The sequence below is a fragment of the Metaclostridioides mangenotii genome, assembly GCF_017873185.1.
Lineage (GTDB): Bacteria > Bacillota > Clostridia > Peptostreptococcales > Peptostreptococcaceae > Metaclostridioides > Metaclostridioides mangenotii.
Genome location: NZ_JAGGJX010000001.1, coordinates 503,190 through 522,542, shown reverse-complemented (window position 1 = coordinate 522,542; position 19,353 = coordinate 503,190). Strand labels below are relative to the sequence as shown.

At 31.0% G+C, this 19,353-nt stretch carries 18 protein-coding genes and 1 riboswitch; all 18 genes read left to right on the top strand.

Going from position 1 to position 19,353, the window contains the following annotated elements; translation table 11 throughout:
- The 18 genes from cmk to J2Z43_RS02480 all read left to right on the top strand — a co-directional run bounded on the left by cmk (position 1) and on the right by J2Z43_RS02480 (position 19,274).
- Complete coding sequence (cmk, locus tag J2Z43_RS02565; protein ID WP_209455708.1) at positions 1–651, top strand: (d)CMP kinase; 651 nt, start codon at positions 1–3, stop codon at positions 649–651.
- Between the two features lie 29 nt (positions 652–680).
- Entirely contained in the window at positions 681–1,277 is a 597-nt protein-coding gene (locus tag J2Z43_RS02560; RefSeq protein ID WP_209455707.1) for a lysophospholipid acyltransferase family protein, read from the top strand.
- An 11-nt stretch (positions 1,278–1,288) separates the two neighbouring features.
- Positions 1,289–2,128, top strand: a complete 840-nt coding sequence (locus J2Z43_RS02555) for a 4-hydroxy-3-methylbut-2-enyl diphosphate reductase (RefSeq protein ID WP_209455706.1) — start codon at positions 1,289–1,291, stop codon at positions 2,126–2,128.
- Positions 2,129–2,203: 75 nt separating this feature from the next.
- Positions 2,204–3,394 carry a putative manganese transporter gene (locus J2Z43_RS02550; RefSeq protein WP_209455705.1) on the top strand — a complete coding sequence of 397 codons (1,191 nt, stop codon included), beginning with the start codon at positions 2,204–2,206 and terminating at the stop codon, positions 3,392–3,394.
- Positions 3,395–3,905: 511 nt separating this feature from the next.
- On the top strand, positions 3,906–4,475 hold the full coding sequence (locus J2Z43_RS02545) for a biotin transporter BioY (protein ID WP_209455704.1): 570 nt from the start codon (positions 3,906–3,908) through the stop codon (positions 4,473–4,475).
- Positions 4,472–5,431, top strand: a complete 960-nt coding sequence (gene bioB / locus J2Z43_RS02540; RefSeq protein WP_209455703.1) for a biotin synthase BioB — start codon at positions 4,472–4,474, stop codon at positions 5,429–5,431. Before J2Z43_RS02545 ends, bioB begins: the two co-directional genes overlap by 4 nt.
- A complete protein-coding gene (gene bioD, locus J2Z43_RS02535; protein WP_209455702.1) occupies positions 5,428–6,111 on the top strand; it encodes a dethiobiotin synthase in 684 nt (227 codons plus the stop codon). Before bioB ends, bioD begins: the two co-directional genes overlap by 4 nt.
- A gap of 288 nt (positions 6,112–6,399) precedes the next feature.
- On the top strand, positions 6,400–7,161 hold the full coding sequence (locus tag J2Z43_RS02530) for a DeoR/GlpR family DNA-binding transcription regulator (protein ID WP_024621405.1): 762 nt from the start codon (positions 6,400–6,402) through the stop codon (positions 7,159–7,161).
- 17 nt (positions 7,162–7,178) lie between these two features.
- A complete protein-coding gene (locus J2Z43_RS02525; RefSeq protein WP_209455701.1) occupies positions 7,179–8,492 on the top strand; it encodes a four-carbon acid sugar kinase family protein in 1,314 nt (437 codons plus the stop codon).
- 42 nt (positions 8,493–8,534) lie between these two features.
- Positions 8,535–9,530 (top strand): 4-hydroxythreonine-4-phosphate dehydrogenase PdxA, encoded by a 996-nt coding sequence (gene pdxA, locus J2Z43_RS02520; protein ID WP_209455700.1) that lies wholly within the window; start codon positions 8,535–8,537, stop codon positions 9,528–9,530.
- A 114-nt stretch (positions 9,531–9,644) separates the two neighbouring features.
- Positions 9,645–11,024 (top strand): GntP family permease, encoded by a 1,380-nt coding sequence (locus J2Z43_RS02515; protein WP_209455699.1) that lies wholly within the window; start codon positions 9,645–9,647, stop codon positions 11,022–11,024.
- A gap of 259 nt (positions 11,025–11,283) precedes the next feature.
- Positions 11,284–11,913, top strand: a complete 630-nt coding sequence (locus tag J2Z43_RS02510; RefSeq protein WP_234925942.1) for a Vat family streptogramin A O-acetyltransferase — start codon at positions 11,284–11,286, stop codon at positions 11,911–11,913.
- Positions 11,914–12,126: 213 nt separating this feature from the next.
- Complete coding sequence (locus tag J2Z43_RS02505; protein WP_209455698.1) at positions 12,127–12,705, top strand: PadR family transcriptional regulator; 579 nt, start codon at positions 12,127–12,129, stop codon at positions 12,703–12,705.
- Between the two features lie 89 nt (positions 12,706–12,794).
- Positions 12,795–12,902: riboswitch (SAM riboswitch) on the top strand.
- A gap of 106 nt (positions 12,903–13,008) precedes the next feature.
- Positions 13,009–14,274 carry an O-acetylhomoserine aminocarboxypropyltransferase/cysteine synthase family protein gene (locus J2Z43_RS02500; protein WP_209455697.1) on the top strand — a complete coding sequence of 422 codons (1,266 nt, stop codon included), beginning with the start codon at positions 13,009–13,011 and terminating at the stop codon, positions 14,272–14,274.
- Between the two features lie 96 nt (positions 14,275–14,370).
- On the top strand, positions 14,371–15,246 hold the full coding sequence (locus tag J2Z43_RS02495) for a homoserine O-succinyltransferase (RefSeq protein WP_209455696.1): 876 nt from the start codon (positions 14,371–14,373) through the stop codon (positions 15,244–15,246).
- Positions 15,247–15,626: 380 nt separating this feature from the next.
- The gene (locus J2Z43_RS02490) at positions 15,627–16,070 is read left to right on the top strand and encodes a MarR family winged helix-turn-helix transcriptional regulator (RefSeq protein WP_209455695.1); all 444 of its coding nucleotides are present in this window, start codon (positions 15,627–15,629) and stop codon (positions 16,068–16,070) included.
- A gap of 48 nt (positions 16,071–16,118) precedes the next feature.
- The gene (gene ftsH / locus J2Z43_RS02485) at positions 16,119–18,065 is read left to right on the top strand and encodes an ATP-dependent zinc metalloprotease FtsH (protein ID WP_209455694.1); all 1,947 of its coding nucleotides are present in this window, start codon (positions 16,119–16,121) and stop codon (positions 18,063–18,065) included.
- Positions 18,066–18,317: 252 nt separating this feature from the next.
- Positions 18,318–19,274: a magnesium transporter CorA family protein gene (locus J2Z43_RS02480; protein WP_209455693.1), complete on the top strand. Its 957-nt coding sequence runs from the start codon at positions 18,318–18,320 to the stop codon at positions 19,272–19,274.
- The last annotated feature ends 79 nt before the right edge of the window (positions 19,275–19,353 follow it).

Sequence of the window (19,353 nt, the reverse complement as noted above, 5' to 3'; positions counted from 1 at the left end):
ATGAATAATTTAGTAATTGCTGTAGATGGACCTGCTGGAGCAGGCAAAAGCACTATAGCTAAAATTATTGCAGATAAGCTTGGTATAAACTATATAGATACTGGAGCAATGTATAGAGCTATAACTTACAAATGCTTAAAAAACAATATAGATGTTGAAAATACAGATGAAGTAGTAAAGTTAGCAAAAAATACAGATATAGATTTTAAAGATAACAATATCTACTTGGACGACAAAATAATAAATGATGAAATCAGAACAGTAGATGTGAGCAACAATGTCTCTAAAGTATCAAAAATTAAAGAAGTAAGAAATTTGTTAGTAAATGTTCAACGAAATATCGGATCAAAAAGTTCAGTGATACTGGATGGTAGAGACATTGGATCAGTAGTATTTCCAAATGCCGATTACAAATTTTACATTGTAGCTACTCCTGAAGAAAGAGGCTCTAGAAGATTTAAAGAGATGAAAGAAAAAGGTTATGACGTAAACCTTGACGAAATAATAAAAGATATAGTTGATAGAGATAAAATGGATATGAATAGAAAATTTGCACCTCTGGTTAAAGCAGATGATGCGTTAGAAATAGACACTACAGGTAAATCGATTGACAAAGTTGTTGCAGAAGTTGTATCGAAAATTAAAGCCTAAAATAATTGTTTTAGTTAGGAGAGATAAAATTGAATTTTTATAAATTTGCTATATATCTGTTTAGAGGGTTTTGTAAGATATTTTTCAGGTATGAAATAATAGGTGCTGAAAATATACCAAAAGAGGGAAATTTGGTAATAGCATCAAATCATAAATCAAATTTTGATCCAGTGTTTTTGGCAGCATCAATTTTAAATAGAGAAATTGCAGCAGTAGCAAAAAAAGAGTTATTCGATATAAAAATATTAGGATTTATACTTAAAAAATTAAATGTTATACCGATAAACAGAGATAAGCCAGATGTATCTACTGTAAAAAATATTTTAAAAGCTATTAAAAACGGGTATGTACTTGGTATATTCCCAGAAGGTAAAAGGATTAAAGGAAATGAATTTGGAGACGCTAAAGCTGGTCTTGCTTTATTTGCGATAAAAAGCAAAGCTGATGTAGTTCCAATAAGTATAATTTCAAATTATAAAATATTTAGCAAAGCTGTAGTTTACATGGGAGAACCTATATCATTAGAACAGTATTATGGCAAAAAATTGAGTAATGAAGAGTATGAAAAAATTTCACAAGAAATTTTGGATGTAATCAAAGATAATTACTTTAAATATTCTAAATAGGGAGCATAGATATGAATATAAAAATATCAAAAAACGCTGGATTTTGTTTTGGCGTTAAAAGAGCTATGAAGATGGCATGGGATGAGGTTGAGAGTGGAGATGACGGCATATATGCACTTGGACCCCTTATCCACAACAAACAAGCTGTCGATAAGTATGAAGAAAAAGGTCTTAAAACTGTAGATGAAGTTAGCGATGTGCCTCCAAACATGAATATGATAATAAGATCGCATGGGGTTGCTGAAAAGATTTACAATGAAGCCTTAGAAAAAGATATAAATATTGTAGATACAACGTGCCCTTTTGTTAAGAAGATACATAATATAGCTAATGAGCACTACAATAAAGGGTACAAAATAATTGTTATAGGTGATGCTAAACATCCAGAGGTAATAGGAATAAACGGTTGGTGTGATGACTCAGCAATAGTTATCAAAACTCTAGAAGAACTAAATGACATAGATTTTGATAATACACTTAAATACTGTGTTGTAGCTCAAACTACAATAAATTCAGTTTTGTACAATGAAATTACAGATTCTTTAAAAGAGAGTTTAAAAGAAGTTGTGTTCAACGATACAATTTGTTCTGCTACCAAATCTAGACAACAAGCTGCTAGAGATTTATCCAAGGAAGTGGATTGTATGATAGTTATTGGAGGGAAACACAGTTCTAACACACAAAAATTAGTAAAAGTTTGTGAAGAATACGTCCCTACTTTTGCAATAGAAACGAAGAATGAAATTGATAAAGACGAGATTTTTAAATACAGTGAGGTTGGAATTACGGCTGGGGCATCGACTCCAGACTGGATAATAGAAGACGTACTGGAGTACTTGAAATCTCTATAATTTAATAAAATGTTTACTAATTGATCTATGTGGTTAGAATTTTATTAGTTAATTTTAAAAATAGGAGATGATATTATGGAGCTTATAATATCTGCATCTGAAGAATCTTTTCTACATGTAGGATCAATGATTGGGTTTTTCATATTGCTTTTTGAATATATAAACCACAAAACAAGTGGTAAATTCACTAGCGCCATTTCAAGCAACAAGAAATATCAGCCAGTTTTTGGTGCCTTGATAGGTGCAATACCTGGTTGTGGAGGTACTTTAGCAATAGTACCGCTTTATATAAGTGGAAATCTAAGCTTTGGTACCATAATAGCAAGTTTAATAGCAAGCTTAGGAGATGCCGCATTTGTTTTAATTTCGGCAAACTTTAAATTATTTATATTTATTACAATACTTACAACTATAACTGGTATAATAACCGGCTACATAGTTGACGGTTTTAAACTCGGTGAAAAACTTGGTCTTGGAATTTACAATAAAAAAAGAACTGAAGAAAAAGACATTAAGTTAAATAATGGACATAGTCACTCGCACAGTCATGGACACAGCCATGTAAATAATGATGGCAAAAGTCATGAAGGATCAACTATGGATAAAATGTCAGCTGAGCACGGAACAGTAAACAATTTTGCTTTTGTTATAACCCATGGTATAGGATATAAAGTATACATCTCTATGCTTATAATAGGATTTCTGCTTATGGTAGTTTCTCATTCTGGATTAAACTTGCCATTTAAAGAAGCTATACATACATTAGAGGAGCTTATATCTGTTTTAGGTATACTTTTATCAATAGTGTATATGTGGTGCTTTAAAAAGGTATTTAAGAACGAAAATACGCATGAAGCTGAAAATAAAAAGTTATCTCTTAGAGAGATGTTAATTCACTCAGTAGGTGAAATTTCATTTGTTATAACTTGGATTTTTGTAGCATATTTTGTATATGATATAATTATACTTTTATTTGGAGGAGATCAATTCTTAGTAAATCTAGTATTGTCGACAGGAGTAATAAGTGTATTTATAGGTGCTGCTCTAGGATTAATTCCAGGCTGTGGTATACAGATAGTATTGATGTCGTTTTATCTAAAGGGGAATATTCCACTAGGAGCATTGGTAGCAAATGCAATCTCACAAGATGGCGATGCGCTATTTCCAATTTTGGCTATGGATAAGAAAGCAGCAATGTGGTCAATGATAATAACTACCATTCCCGCCGTATTTGTTGGGGGCATTGTATATATGGTATTTGGATAGTTTTGTATTAAAATAAATAAATATGTATTAAAAAATGAGCGATTGATAGTTTCTAATGACATAAAGATTTCACCTACGAAATTCAATGTAACTAGAAACAGGCAATCGCTCATTTTTGATGAGTATATTCTATCAAATACACCTTATAGCATTATACATTTGAAGTATAGTACATTAATTCTCTATGATTTAGAATCATTGTGATTTAAAATATAAAGTTTTCAGCTTAAAAAACACATTAAAACATTAAAAAATAAAATTTCATTGTATTTTTAGTAATAATATTAAAAAAACTTACTAACTAATGATTGTTTTTGGATTTTCTTTAAGTAATGTTATTGTAAACTTGATCTATAAGTATTTATCATAGTTAAAATAATGAAAATTAGGCATTAAAACGATGAGCAAAGTTTACACTATCTTATCTAAATAGTATAATGAACGAGTTGGAAAATGGAGTGATCTTCAAAAAATTATCTAGATAATAATTTAATATTTAGAAGGAGTTTTTATGCAAAATAATAGAGCTATAAATACAAAGGAATTAGTATTGTGTTCACTTTTCACAGCTATGATTGCAATTGGAGCTTTTATCAAGATTCCTATACCTTTTATGGATTATTTCACATTACAGTTCCTTTTCGTAATATTGGCTGGAATGATTCTAGGCCCTAGATTGGGAACTATTTCAGTTACAATATACATAGTTATAGGGTTAATGGGCTTTCCTGTGTTTGCGGCAGGCGGTGGTATCCAATACATACTAAAGCCGAGCTTTGGCTACCTAATAGGATTTGGCGTCTGCGCATTTGTCATTGGATATATCTGTGAAAAAATAAAAATACCAAACTTCAAACAATACCTTATTATTTCATTTATAGGAATGTTTTTTACATATTCAATCGGTTTTATTTACAAATATTTAATCCTTAATTTATATATGAATGAAATTACTCCTATAGGTGTGATAGTGTTGTCTGCATTTCCACTTGATATTCCAGGAGATGTAATTTTATGTATCGTCGGCTCGAGTATTGCAAATCAATTACGCCATGCACTAAAAAAGGAGTATACACTATGATAACTAATTTAAAGAAACAAATATTATATGGTTATAAAATCACAAAACAAGAAGCATTAAAATTGATTGATGTTGATTTAGATGAACTCTGTGATGCTGCAAACGACATCAGACTTCATTTTTGCGATAATTCATTTGATATATGTACTATAGTTAACGGAAAAAGTGGAAAATGTTCGGAAGACTGTAAATACTGTGCTCAGTCTTCTTATTACTCAGCAAATATAGAAGAGTATCCTCTTTTAAATACTAAAGAACTCAAGCGTGAAGCCATTTATAATGATGAAAATGGGATACTTAGGTATTCAGTAGTAACATCAGGCAGAAATCTATCGGACATAGAATTAAGTGAAATATGTATTAGTTATAAAGAAATCAAACGAAGTTGTGAAATCTCTCTTTGTGCTTCACATGGACTTTTAACATATGACCAATTTGTAAAACTTAAGAGTTGTGGTGTAATGAGATATCACAACAATCTTGAATCTTCGCGTAAATATTTTAAAAATATTTGTACAACACATACTTACGAAGACAAGGTAGAAGCGATTTTAAATGCACAAAAGTCTGGATTAGAAGTGTGTAGCGGTGGAATTATAGGTCTTGGAGAAACTATGGAAGATAGAATAGATATGGCATTTGAACTTAAAGATCTACATATCAATTCAGTTCCTATTAATGTCCTTAATCCAATAAAGGGAACTCCATATGGAGATTTAGAGGTACTTGATTACGATGAAGTTCTAAGACTTGTAGCTATATTTAGATTTATACTGCCGAATGCTGCACTGCGTCTTGCAGGAGGTAGGGGGCTACTTTCAGATAAAGGAGAGAAGGCTTTTATGTCGGGTGCAAATGCTGCAATATCAGGTGATATGTTGACTACATCTGGTATAAGTATAAAAGAGGATATGCAAATAGTAAAAAATCTTGGATTTGAGGTGAAGAGAATATGAGTAAAGGAATATTTGTAACTGCAACTGGTACAGATATTGGAAAGACTTATATTTCTTCTTTATTAGTAAAAGCGTTAATTAAAAATAAAATAAATGCCGGATACTACAAGCCAGTTCTAAGTGGAGCTATAGTAGAAAATGGAACTTTGATACCAGGAGATGTAGATTTCGTAAGCAGGGAGTCGGGACTTAAAAATAAGTATGAAGATTTAGTAACTTATGTATTTAAAACACCAGTTTCACCACATATGGCCTCGAAACTAGAGAATATAAAAATTGAGAAAGAAATTATAATAGATCATTATAATAGATTGAAGAATAAGTTTGATTATACAGTAGTAGAAGGTTGCGGAGGGATTTTTTGCCCACTTAGAATTGATACAGAACAGATTCTCCTGACTGATATTATAAAAATGATGGGATTAGATATTGTAATAGTCGCTTCATCTGATCTTGGTACTATAAATTCTACAGTGCTAACAGTGGAATATGCAAGAAGTTGCAATATAGGCATAGCAGGAATTATATTGAACAATTATGAAAAAGAAAATTATTTACACGATGATAATAAAGAAAAAATAGAGCTTTTAACAGGAGTAAAAGTAATTTCCTGTGTTAAAAAAGATGATAAAGATATTGAAATGACAATAGAAAATTGTCTAGAATTATTTAGTCGATGAAATTTAGTTAAAGAAATGCCTATGCTAAATCTATAGGCTCGATTAATAAAGCATAATTTAATATTTTAAAAATACATCGATATTTAATCGGTGTATTTTTTTGACTTAGTATGTTTATATAATAATTTGATTATATTTGTTAAATAATAGTTATAAAATAAACAAACATATTTCGACTAATATATTGACATCATTACTATAAATATGTAAATATATATCTATAAACAAACAAATTCAAACATACATACACACATAGTAACAAAACTATAAATAAGGACGGTGCAAAGCATGTTTCAAATAAATAGACACAAAAAAATCTATAACTACTTACTAGACAAGAATAATGCAACTGTCAATGAGCTAGCGGAAATATGTGATGTAGCGCCTATGACGATAAGAAGAGATCTCGACAAGATGGAAAGCGATGGACTACTTACACGAGTTTTCGGAGGTGCAGTCATTGGCTCTAATATAGTTAAAGAAATTGCGTATGAAGAAAAAGAAAAAATTTCGATCAATGAGAAGATTTCGATCGCATCTGAAGCTTCAAAGTTAGTATCTGATAATTCAATAATACTACTTGATTCTGGAACTACATGTATGGAAATAGCTAGAAATCTTGTAGATAGGTCAAATTTAAAGGTAATAACTACAGATATTCTTATAGCTGCTTACCTTATGAAATTTGAAAATATTGAGGTCTACTGTACTGGTGGTAGAGTTCAAACAGACATAGGTTGTTGTATAGACAACACCACTGTAGATTTTATCAGCAAGATTAATGCGGACATATGCTTCTTAGGAGCTAGTGCTATAAATAATTCTCTAGATGTATCTACTTTTACAATGGATAAAGTACTTGTAAAACAGACGATGCTTAAATCTTCAGAGTATAGAATACTAGTAGTCGATGATACTAAGTTTGAAAAGAGTAGTTTTGCAAAAATTTGTGAGCTGACTGATTTTAATTTAGTAATAACAAATGGTGATATAAAGGAAAGTTTAAAAGAAACACTTATAGAAAATGGAGTAAGTTTACAGCTTGTGTAAATAGGAGGTATAAAATTATGAAGCTATATATAATAGCAGATGATCTTACAGGTGCAAATGCAACAAGTGTGTTGTTGGCAAAAGAGGGATTTAAATGTTCGAGTTTTATTGATTCCAATCTATTAAATGACAGCAATATGGAAAACTACGATGTAGTAGCAGTAAGTACAGATAGTAGAGGAATAAAAGCTAATGAAGCTTATGACAAAGTAGCAAAAGAAGTAAATCGAGTTAAACATGTAAACCCAACTTATGCAAAGAGAATAGATAGTACACTTAGAGGGAATATTGGTTCTGAGATAGACGCAGTACTAGACAATGTAAAAGATAGCGTGGCTATAGTAGTGGCTTCGTATCCAGATTCATCTAGAATATCAATTGGAGGGTTTTTACTTGTAAATTCGATTCCACTTGAGAAGACTCTAGTAGCAAAAGATCCAAAATCCCCAGTTACAAACTCTAAGATAAGCGAAATTATTAAACTTCAAACTAAACACAGTGTAGGAGATATTGGAGTAAATGAAGTTCTAAAAGGACATATTAATTTATGCGATAAAATAAAAGATCTTGCTAATTCTAATAACAGAATAATAGTTATCGATGCCGTTACTAATGACGACATTGATATAATAGCTAAAGCGGCTAAAATGAGTAATTTAAACGTAGTTACAGTTGATCCAGGGCCGTTTACAAGAAGTTATTTAAATGAAAAATATGGATCTTCAACAGTTGAACAAGGAAAGAAAGTATTTCTATCTATAGGAAGTGTTTCTAAAACTACAATAGGTCAAATTGAACATTTATTAGTAAGTAGAAATCCTGACTTTGTAAAGGTAGATCCTTTAAAACTAATAGATGACAATCAAGTAGATAAAGAAATAGATAGAGTAATATCTATTATACGCGTGAAACTAGAAGAAAATAAATCTAATATCTTAGGCGTATCTACTACAACTAGGGAAGAAGAAGTTCTAGACTTAACAGCTTTATCCGAAGAATTAAAGATAGATGAAGAAGCTATATCTGTAAAAATCAACAAAGGTCTGGCAAAAATTACTGAAATGGCATTAGATATATCACATTCAGCAATAGGCGCACTTTATACAAGTGGTGGAGATGTGACTATGGAGGTCATGAAGATATTAGAAGTAGAAGGTATAGACATTAAAGATGAAGTAATACCACTAGCAGTTTACGGTAGATTTATCGGTGGGAAGTACAACAATATGCCAGCTATTACAAAAGGTGGACTTATCGGAGACGAAAAAACACTTCTAGTTTGTGTAGATTATCTATTAACTAAGATTTCAACACAATACTACGTTAAATAAATTAGACATAAAAAGTTTAGACTAAATTGAGGAGGTAATTTTATGAAAAAACCATTTATAGGTGTACCAATAGGTGACCCAGCGGGAATCGGGCCTGAAATAGTAGTAAAATCAATAGCGGGAGAAGATACAAACAGTTATGCGAATACAGTAATTTTCGGAGATAAAAAAGTATTAGAAAATGCTATAAAAATATGTGATTTAGATCTTGAAATAAAAGTAATAGAAGATGTGAAAGATGGTGTTTACAATAATAAAACACTTAACTTAATAGATTTGGACAATATAGATATGGACAAGTTTGAATTTGGTAAAGTAAGTGGTATGTGTGGAAAAGCATCATATGAATATGTAGAAAAATCAGTTGAATTCGCTTTAGACAAAAAGATAGATGCAGTTGCCACAACATCTATAAACAAAGAGGCATTTAAAGCTGGTAATGTACCGTATATAGGTCATACAGAGGTTTTAGAGGCTTTAACAAATACTCATAATCCTCTTACAATGTTCCAAGTTCGCGACTTAAGAGTATTCTTTTTAAGTAGACATGTTTCTTTAAGAAAAGCTTGCGACTTAGTTACAGAGGAAAATATGTACGACTTTATAGTTAGATCAAAGCAGTCACTTGATGAACTAGGAATTAAAAATGGTAAATTAGCTGTAGCTGGATTAAACCCTCACTGTGGTGAACATGGATTATTTGGCAATGAAGAAAGATATATAGAAAAAGCAATAGAGAGAGCTAAGACTGATGGAATAGATGTAATAGGTCCTATAGGAGCAGATTCAGTATTCTTCTTTGGGCTTCAAGGGAAATACGATGCAGTTTTATCTTTATACCACGATCAAGGTCATATAGCTACTAAGACGGTAGATTTCCACAAGACTATATCTATAACAAACAATATGCCATTTTTAAGAACTTCTGTTGATCATGGAACAGCATTTGATATAGCAGGAAAAAATATAGCCGACGAAATAAGTTTAGTAGAAGCAATAAGACTTGCAGCAGAGTATGCACCTAAATTTGGCAAATAGAATTGCGCTCAGCTATACAAATTAAATAGCGACACTAAATTTGATAAAAACTAATTTATTAGTTTATATAAATCTATAGATATAATTATATTAATTTTAAGGGAGAATAATGATATGGAAACAACAACATTGGTATCATCAGGCCCACAACTTTTATTAGGGCTTGGGTTAGGTATTACTCTGTTAATTTTCATGATGCTAAAGACAAAGTTGCATCCGTTTTTAGCTATGATTATCGCTGCATCTGTCACTGGACTAGTTGGCGGAATGGGAGCAGCAGACGTAGTAGGTAGTATTACAAAAGGTTTTGGTAACACGCTTGGAAGTATTGGTATTATAATCGGCTTTGGTGTTATGATGGGAGAAATCTTCGAAGTGTCTGGAGCTGCCAAAAAGATGGCTCAGGTATTTGTAAAGAAACTTGGTAAAGGAAGAGAAGAGTTGGCATTAGCTATCACTGGTTTCCTTGTATCTATTCCGATATTCTGTGATTCAGGATTCGTTATACTTTCACCACTTGCTAAATCAATTTCTAGAAATACTGGAAAATCAGTTATTTCACTTGGTTTATCACTAGCAATAGGTCTTGTTATAACTCACTCATTAGTGCCTCCTACTCCTGGACCAGTCGGAGTTGCAGGTATATATGGAGCTAATGTAGGAACTGTACTACTTCTTGGTATAATATGTGCTATACCTATGACAATTGCGGGTCTTATGTACGCGAAATATATAGGTAAAAAAATGTATAGAGTGCCTTCTGAAGATGGAGAAACTTATTTAACAGAATATGTTGCTCCTTCAAATGCAGATGTATTAGGTGATTCTTCTGAAATTTTACCTTCAACTCTAATGTCATTTATGCCTATAATTGTACCAATAATATTAATACTTATAAATACAGTTGCTGCATTATTTAAATATTCTGGTCCTATGGCTGGAGCTATAGACTTCTTCGGATCTCCTATAATAGCAGTTGGTATCGGTCTTATAGTAGCAATTTATGGATTAGGTGCTAAATACGAAAAAAATGAAATAATAGGAGCAATGGAAAAAGGAATAAAATCAGCAGGTGTTATAATGCTTGTAACTGGAGCTGGTGGTGCCTTAGGTATGATAATAAGAGATAGTGGAGCTGGTGATTATATAGCTGGATTGATAGCTCAAACTGCGCTTCCAGCAGTGGTAATACCATTTGCTATATCTTCTATAATAAGACTTATACAAGGAAGTGGTACTGTTGCGATGACAACTGCAGCATCAGTTACTGCACCAATGATGGCAACGCTTGGACTTAGTCCTGAACTTGCAGTTTTATCTGCTTGTATAGGTTCTCTAGTGTTCTCACACTTCAATGATTCATACTTCTGGGTTGTTAATAGAACTCTTGGCGTAACTGAAGCTAAAGAGCAAATCAGAGGTTATTCTATAGCTAGTACTATAGTATGGGCTGTAGGTTTTGTAGAATTATTAATTGTAAGTATATTTATATAGTGTAAATAGCTTGATAAAATAAATTAGATGATATAAAAAGCTGTACTGCAAGATGCAATGTAAACGTATCTGCTGTACAGTTTTTTTTATTATAAATCCGTAATTTAATCAACACAAGATCCCATTGCATTTAACAATTATGGTTATAAATACATTTAGTCTAAAAAGTATATTATGACTTTAGTGAAAAAGAATGATAAAATAAAAAATAAGCACAAATATTATTGATATAAAAAATATATATGGGAGGATTTAAATTATGTATGGACCTGATCCAAATTCAATATATCCAAATAAAGATATAAAGTCTATTTGTTACATAAAAAATGTAGTGACTCGCCCTAATATTATTATTGGTGATTACACTTACTACGATGATATAAATGGAGCTGAGAAGTTTGAAGAACATGTTACACATCACTATGAATTTTTAGGGGATAAACTTATTGTAGGAAGATTTTGCGCTATTGCTAAAGGTATAGAATTCGTGATGAATGGTGCAAATCATAAAATGAATTCTATAACTACATATCCGTTTAATATTATGGGCTCTGGGTGGGAAAAATTCACTCCTACAACTGAAGAATTGCCGTTTAAGGGCGATACGGTAGTTGGTAATGATGTTTGGATAGGGCAGAATGTAACTGTGATGCCTGGAGTGCAAATTGGAGATGGAGCTATAATTGCTGCTAATTCGGTTGTAACCAAAAACATACCAGCTTACTGTATTGCAGGTGGTAATCCTTGCAAAAATATTAGAAAAAGATTTAGTGATGACCTTATTGAATATTTACTATGTATTAAGTGGTGGAATTGGTCACCTGAGAAAATATTTGAGAATTTAGATATACTTTGTAGTGGAGATTTGAACCTAATTAAAAATATATAATACTATGATTTAAAATAATTAATAAATTTATAAAATGTTATATTATGCGGCATCATCTATAAATAGTAGGTATATTGACGAATAGTATATAGTACTATTTTGTACAGTTATGTAAAACTTTGTGATCTAAGGACATAAATATATATAAAGGTATAATTTTTAAAGTAGTTCTCTGTATATCTTGATTTATAATAATAATAGGAAGGTGATTAAATGTCTTCTGTAGACTTAGCGATACTAGGGGATCTATATAAAGAACCTAAAAGCGCTTATGAGATTCAAAAAAGTATAGAAACAACTGGAATATCTAAATGGGTTAAAATAAGTACACCTTCAATATATAAAAAAACAATCCAATTAGAGAAAAAAGGGTATTTGTCGAGTGAAAGTATAAGAGAGGGTAGAATGCCTGAAAAGACAATTTACTCTATTACCAAATTTGGAAAAGTGTATTATATGGAACTTATGAAAAAAGCCGCTAGCAATCATATCGATATAATGCTTGAATTTAATGCAGTTATTACAAACATAAACAACTTATCCAGTGAGGATGCAAATGAACTTACAAATTCTATTAGAACTAATATAGAAACTAGCATGATGGAATTAGATAAAACTTTAAAAAATAATAATGAGATAGAAAACAAAAACTTAGAAGATACAGAAATAAAAGAAAAAATTCACAAATTAAATTTTATAAATAAATCTATTGTTAAACAACAATCAAATATCTTTAAAACGCTGTATTTATGGATAAGCGACTTTAAGGACGAAATGAATAAAAACATATAAAATAAAATTGTTTTAAGAAAGATTATAAAAAAAGAGTTGACAAAATTATTGGAAGAATATATCATGAGAACAATACAAAATTAAATTAAATCTTATCCAGAGTGGTGGAGGGACTGGCCCTATGAAACCCGGCAACCAGTATATATTTATTATACATTGGTGCTAAATCCTGCAGCGTGATAGCTGAAAGATGAGTATAACTAAGCTTATTAAAGAGCCTGAGTATACTCAGGCTCTTATTTTTTATTTAAGAGCTCATCGCGATTTATTTAATTTAAAATTAAATCAAAGGGGGACAATTAAATGTCAAAAAAAGAAACGATATGTGTACAAGGAAATTATAAACCAGAAAGTGGAGAAGCGAGAGTAGTGCCAATACATCAAAGTACCACTTTCAAATACGATGAATTAGATCAATTGGCTGATTTATTTGATTTAAAAGCTGCAGGACACTTTTATTCAAGACTTAGCAACCCAACAGTTCAGGCTCTAGAAGAAAAGATCAATCTATTAGAAGGTGGAGTTGGTGCACTTGCAGCATCATCTGGTCAAGCGGCGAACTTACTTGCAATACTTAATATATGTCAAGCAGGAGACAACTTCTTATGCTCTTCAAAGGTTTATGGAGGTAGTATAAACTTATTTGGACACACATTTAAGAAATTAGGTATAGACTTAATAAAATTCAATTTAGATGATGACGCTGATAAAATAATAGCTTTAGCAGACGATAAAACAAAGGCTGTTTTTGGTGAGACATTAGCAAATCCTACACTTGAAGTACTAGATTTAGAAAAGATTGTATCTGTAGCGAAAGCTCTAGATGTGCCAGTAATCATAGACAACACACTAGCTTCACCATACCTTTGCAATCCAATTGAATACGGTGTTAATATAGTAACTCATTCAACTACAAAATACTTAGATGGCCATGCTGCCGCTTTAGGAGGAATAGTTGTAGATGGAGGTAACTTCAATTGGGATAATGGCAAATTTAAAGGATTAGTTGATCCTGATCCTTCATACCATGGATTAAGTTATACTGAAACATTCGGGCAAGCTGCTTTTATAACAAAAGCGAGAGTTCAACTTCTGAGAGATCACGGAAACTGCCAAAATCCATTTAATGCTTTCTTAACTAATCAAAATATTGAAACACTACACCTTAGAATGGAAAGACATAGTTCTAATACAATTGCTATAGCAAAGTTTTTACAAAATCATAAGAATATTGATTCAGTAAACTATCCAGGTTTAGAAGGTAATAAGTACTACGAAAATGCTAAAAAATACCTTCCTAAAGGATCAAGTGGAGTTTTATCATTCAACGTTAAAGGCGGCATAGAAAACGCCAAAAAATTTGTAGGAAAATTAAATGTTGCGGCACTAGTTACTCATGTTGCTGATGTTAGAACTTCAGTTATTCATCCAGCATCTACTACTCATAGACAGTTATCAGAAAGTGAACTTATTGATATAGGAATACATCCATCACTTATAAGATTATCGGTGGGAATAGAAAATGTAGATGATCTTATGGCTGATTTAGATCAGGCATTGGAGTTTTAAATTATATAGTTTAATATAAGCTATAGGTATTAAAGTAGGGAATTATTTGGAGTTCTGAATATAGAATAAATTTGTTGAAGTAAAGGAAGATGCGTTATGTCATTAATACTTACAAGAGGATTACCAGCTATAGAAATATTGGTTGATGAGGGGATTGATGTAATCTTTGAGCAGGATTACATACTAAATAAAAATAAATACAAAAAGATTGCTATACTGAATCTTATGCCTATAAAAATTGATACAGAGTTGGATTTACTTAGAAGATTAGATAAATCTGGGGGAGATTTACTGATAGATTTTATAAATATTTCGACTAGAAAAAGCAGCAGAGTTTGCAATGAGTATACTTCAGATTTCTATAAAACACTAGAAGATATAAAAGATACTAATTATGATGGGGTAATAATAACAGGGGCTCCGGTCGAACAAATGGAGTTTGAAGAAGTTGATTATTGGGATGAATTAAAGGATATTATAGATTTCAGCAAAACAAATTCAAAATCTACTTTATATATCTGTTGGGCGGCGCAAGCAGGACTTTATAAAGATTACAATATTAAAAAACATCCACTTGAGAAAAAATGCTTTGGTGTATTTGAACATAAGGTAAATAAAGATAGTAAAATAGTAGAAAATTTTGATGAGTTATTTTTCGCTCCTCACTCGAGACATACGACTATAGATATTAATGATATAAAAAATAACTCCGAACTAAATCTAGTTAGCTACTCTGATAAAGCTGGAGCTTATATTATTGCTAATACTAGAGATATATATGTAATGGGGCACAGCGAGTATGCAAAAGAAACATTGGATAAAGAGTACAAAAGAGATATAGAAAAGGAAGTTGAAATAGAAATACCAATAAACTACTATCCTGAAGATGATCCTTTCAGAGAACCGGAAGTAAAGTGGAAGGAACACTCAGAGCTTTTATTTAAAAATTGGATAAATAATTATTTGATTTAACCACTTAGTTAATAGCCTCCTTTATTAATAGAGTTGTTAAAATATAACTAGAAAAGAGAGTGTTAGGGGTAACCACTCTCTTTTTTATTGTGTACATTTGTTTCTAAGATACATACATAGGGTATTAAGATGTTATTAAATTTCAATAAACTTATTTAGTTCATATGTTCATATAAAGTACATATTTATATGTTTTTCTATAAGTAGATAAATAACTCTTATTTAAATAGTAACTTTTCTATTGACTTAATATTTATATTAAGATAATATTTAATGTATTAAACATTATGACGTTGAATATTATGATTGGAAATATTTAACTATTGAATATTTAATGTATTGAACTATTTTAATGTTGATAAGATAAGGAGATGTTTTTTATGGATGAGGTTATTTTCAAACACAAGATTATGGAATACAATAGAAATATACATAATAAGTTTACAAATATGCTAAATGAACACTATAAACCTTTTGGTATTACATCAGTTCAAGCTGTTATTTTGCTCGATCTTTACGAAAATGGCGAAGAGAAGATAAGCGATTTAAGTAAAAATCTAAGCATGACAAACAGCAATGTCTCTGTTATATGTAAAAGACTTGAAAAAAACGGATTTATCAACCGTGTAAGAGATAGTGAGGATCAAAGGATCGTGAAGGTAGTTCTTGCAGATAAATTTATGGATATACAAACTAAATTAGAATCTAGCGTATTTGATAACTATTTTGAAAATCTAACTGAAGATAAAATTCAGGAAATGAAAGATATAGTAAGCGGTTTAGAAAAACTGGATAAATTGCTTTCTTGTATAGAGTGTAAATAACTACACCTAAGTGAAATTAAATTAAATCTTAATTGAGGAGATGACAATATGGATGAAAATAAAAATCCCAAAATACCTACTTTTTACACCTATGCTTTAATTATAATATTAGTTATGGTATTTAATATTGCGCGCCCGATGGTAGGCGAAAGAAAAATAGAAGAAATAGATTATGGACGATTTATTGCTATGTTAGATGAAGGCAAAGTAAAAGAAGTTGAAATTCAGCCAAATAAAATACTGATAACTCAAAATTCAGATAATAAAAAAGAAGATACTAAAAATGAAAATAGCAAAAATGAAAACAAAGAAAATATCAATCCTTTTAAAGACAAAAATACAGATAATGAACTAAATGAGAAAAAATATATCACTGGTAAAATGGATAATGATCCAGATTTAGTAAAAAGATTAGAAAAAGCAGATGTGAAATTTTCTACTGATATACCTCGTGAAAACTCTCCTCTAGTAAACTTTTTAATAGGTTGGATAATTCCAATAGCTATATTTATGTTTGTTGGAAATATGATTATGAAGTCAATGCAGAAAAAAATGGGTGGAAACTCTATGCAGTTTGGAAAGAGCAATGCTAAAGTATATGTATCTGCCAAAAGCGGGAAGACATTTGCCGATGTCGCTGGTCAAGACGAAGCAAAAGAAGCTCTTACAGAAATAGTTGACTTCCTGAACAATCCTGCTAAATACAAAAAAATAGGTGCTGAGATGCCTAAAGGAGCTCTTTTAGTTGGACCTCCAGGAACAGGTAAGACACTTCTTGCACAAGCAGTAGCTGGTGAAGCAGGAGTACCGTTCTTTTCTATTTCAGGATCAGAATTTGTAGAGATGTTTGTAGGTATGGGTGCTTCAAGGGTAAGAGACTTATTCAAACAAGCTAAAGAAAAAGCGCCTTGTATCGTATTTATAGATGAGATAGATACAATAGGTAAGAAAAGGGATAATGGCTCAGGATTTGGTGGAAATGATGAGCGTGAGCAGACTCTAAACCAACTTTTAAGTGAGATGGATGGATTTGACGGAGGTTCGGGAGTTGTTATACTAGCTGCTACGAATAGACCAGAGAGTCTTGATAAAGCTCTACTTAGACCAGGTAGATTCGATAGACGTATTCCAGTTGAACTTCCTGACTTAGGAGGTAGAGAGTCAATACTAAAAGTTCACTCTAAAAAAATAAAAATATCTGAAGATATAGATTTTAATACAATAGCAAGGGCTACATCAGGAGCATCTGGTGCTGATCTAGCAAATATAGTAAATGAATCGGCGCTTAGAGCTATAAAATGTAATAGAGATGTAGTTATGCAGGAAGACTTAGAAGAGTCTGTAGAAACTGTAATAGCAGGCTATCAACGTAAAGGAGCAGTTATATCAGCTAAGGAAAAACGTATAATTGCTTACCATGAGATAGGTCATGCATTAGTAGCCGCTGTGGGTAAAAACTCAGCTCCTGTACACAAAATAACTATAATACCTCGTACATCAGGTGCACTTGGATACACGATGCAAGTTGCTGAACAAGAGAATGTTTTAATGAGTAAAGAAGAGGCAATCGAAAAGATTAGAACTCTAACAGGTGGTAGAGCAGCAGAAGAAGTTATATTTAACACAAGCACATCTGGTGCTTCAAACGATATTGAGCAAGCTACTAAGATAGCTAGATCTATGATAGCTAGACTAGGTATGAGTGAAGTATTTGATATGATGGCTCTTGAAACAGTAAATAATCAGTACCTTGGAGGGGATGCTTCACTTGCATGTTCGCCAGATACATCAGCTAAAATTGATGAAGAGGTTTTAACTCTAATAAAAGCATGTCATCAAGACGCTATTCAAATTCTAAAAGACAATATAGATAAACTACATGAATTAGCTGCATATCTTCTTGAAAAAGAAACTATAACTGGCGATGAATTTATGGAGATTCTTGAAAATAAAGATAACACAAAAGAAGATATAGATTTAAATAAAGAAAGTTAAAATAAAAAATAAATATATAAGTGTTTTATAGATTGAAGTAGAAGTTGTCTTATTATAGCTTTTACTTCAATCTATTTGTTTTTAGAGCAAGATTTATTATTTTTATACTTCAAGATAGGGTTTTATTATCTAATTAAAATGATGTGATTAAAATTATTAAAAAATATATAAATGCAAATAGTTTAAAACTAAAATAATTTACTGATAATAATATATAATAGATATAGGACAATAATTTGAGGAGAAAAAAATATGTACGTATTAAATTTAAACACAAAGAAAGTTATTGAAAATATAGATGAAAATTTTTATAATAAAGAAAATTCATATGTGATTCTTTGCAACCCAGAGAATTTATTATTTTTTAAGGACATTTTAAATATAGATGAAACTTCTTACAGAGATTCTCTTAGATACGACGATGTAACCAAACTGCATTTATTCGATGAGTACGATTATCTGAGCTTAAATACATTTGAGATAAAAGGGAAACAAACAGTTATTGAAGAAGTGAATATATACTTAGCGGATAACTTTATTTTAGTAGTCGTTACAGAGGAACATTTTATATTCGAACTTATAAAAAATATAATGTTTCAAAGTCCTGCTCTAGAAGAAGATCCTCAAGTTGCAATTTTCCAAATAAACTACTCTATCTTTAAAGAGATAATTGTAAGTGGTTTTGAATCTTTAGAGGCAGTTGAAGACTTAATATTAGAAATAGAGGATGATCTCTCAGATAAAGTTAATAACAGTTATTCCGATAGAATAAGTTATGTTAGAGGTCTTGCAAGAGACATTGTAAAAACGATTAGACCTCTTTTATATATAGGAGATAGAGCAGTTAAAGAAAATGTCAGATATTTAAAATATACAAAAGTAAAAAAATACTGTATTGAAAATATGCAGAGAACTGACTTAGGTGTAGATAGATTATACAATTTTGCTATATCCACAAGAGAGCTCTCTGATAAATTGCTAGATATCTATTCATCAAAAGTAGGTGAAAAAACAAATAATTTGATAACAAAATTAACACTTGTGACAGCTATTTCTGCGCCACTTACGATCATTACCGGTATATACGGTATGAATTTTAGACACATGCCTGAGCTAGGGTGGGTCTATGGATATCCGTTCATTTTACTAGTGATGCTTTCTATCGTTGTTATCGGTTTTATTATTTTTAAAATAAAAAAATTATTATAGTATAAATTATTTTCTTTGTTTATAAATTATCTATTTATAGCCTAAAAGAGAACATTATTCGACCAATAATTTTATTTTG

Bases quoted from the DNA above. Each gene is read 5' to 3' on its own strand.
- cmk (WP_209455708.1), top strand. From the start codon at position 1: ATGAATAATTTAGTAATTGCTGTAGATGGACCTGCTGGAGCAGGCAAA.
- J2Z43_RS02555 (WP_209455706.1), top strand. From the start codon at position 1,289: ATGAATATAAAAATATCAAAAAACGCTGGATTTTGTTTTGGCGTTAAA.
- J2Z43_RS02550 (WP_209455705.1), top strand. From the start codon at position 2,204: ATGGAGCTTATAATATCTGCATCTGAAGAATCTTTTCTACATGTAGGA.
- J2Z43_RS02545 (WP_209455704.1), top strand. From the start codon at position 3,906: ATGCAAAATAATAGAGCTATAAATACAAAGGAATTAGTATTGTGTTCA.
- bioB (WP_209455703.1), top strand. From the start codon at position 4,472: ATGATAACTAATTTAAAGAAACAAATATTATATGGTTATAAAATCACA.
- bioD (WP_209455702.1), top strand. From the start codon at position 5,428: ATGAGTAAAGGAATATTTGTAACTGCAACTGGTACAGATATTGGAAAG.
- J2Z43_RS02530 (WP_024621405.1), top strand. From the start codon at position 6,400: ATGTTTCAAATAAATAGACACAAAAAAATCTATAACTACTTACTAGAC.
- J2Z43_RS02525 (WP_209455701.1), top strand. From the start codon at position 7,179: ATGAAGCTATATATAATAGCAGATGATCTTACAGGTGCAAATGCAACA.
- pdxA (WP_209455700.1), top strand. From the start codon at position 8,535: ATGAAAAAACCATTTATAGGTGTACCAATAGGTGACCCAGCGGGAATC.
- J2Z43_RS02515 (WP_209455699.1), top strand. From the start codon at position 9,645: ATGGAAACAACAACATTGGTATCATCAGGCCCACAACTTTTATTAGGG.
- J2Z43_RS02510 (WP_234925942.1), top strand. From the start codon at position 11,284: ATGTATGGACCTGATCCAAATTCAATATATCCAAATAAAGATATAAAG.
- J2Z43_RS02505 (WP_209455698.1), top strand. From the start codon at position 12,127: ATGTCTTCTGTAGACTTAGCGATACTAGGGGATCTATATAAAGAACCT.
- J2Z43_RS02500 (WP_209455697.1), top strand. From the start codon at position 13,009: ATGTCAAAAAAAGAAACGATATGTGTACAAGGAAATTATAAACCAGAA.
- J2Z43_RS02495 (WP_209455696.1), top strand. From the start codon at position 14,371: ATGTCATTAATACTTACAAGAGGATTACCAGCTATAGAAATATTGGTT.
- J2Z43_RS02490 (WP_209455695.1), top strand. From the start codon at position 15,627: ATGGATGAGGTTATTTTCAAACACAAGATTATGGAATACAATAGAAAT.
- ftsH (WP_209455694.1), top strand. From the start codon at position 16,119: ATGGATGAAAATAAAAATCCCAAAATACCTACTTTTTACACCTATGCT.
- J2Z43_RS02480 (WP_209455693.1), top strand. From the start codon at position 18,318: ATGTACGTATTAAATTTAAACACAAAGAAAGTTATTGAAAATATAGAT.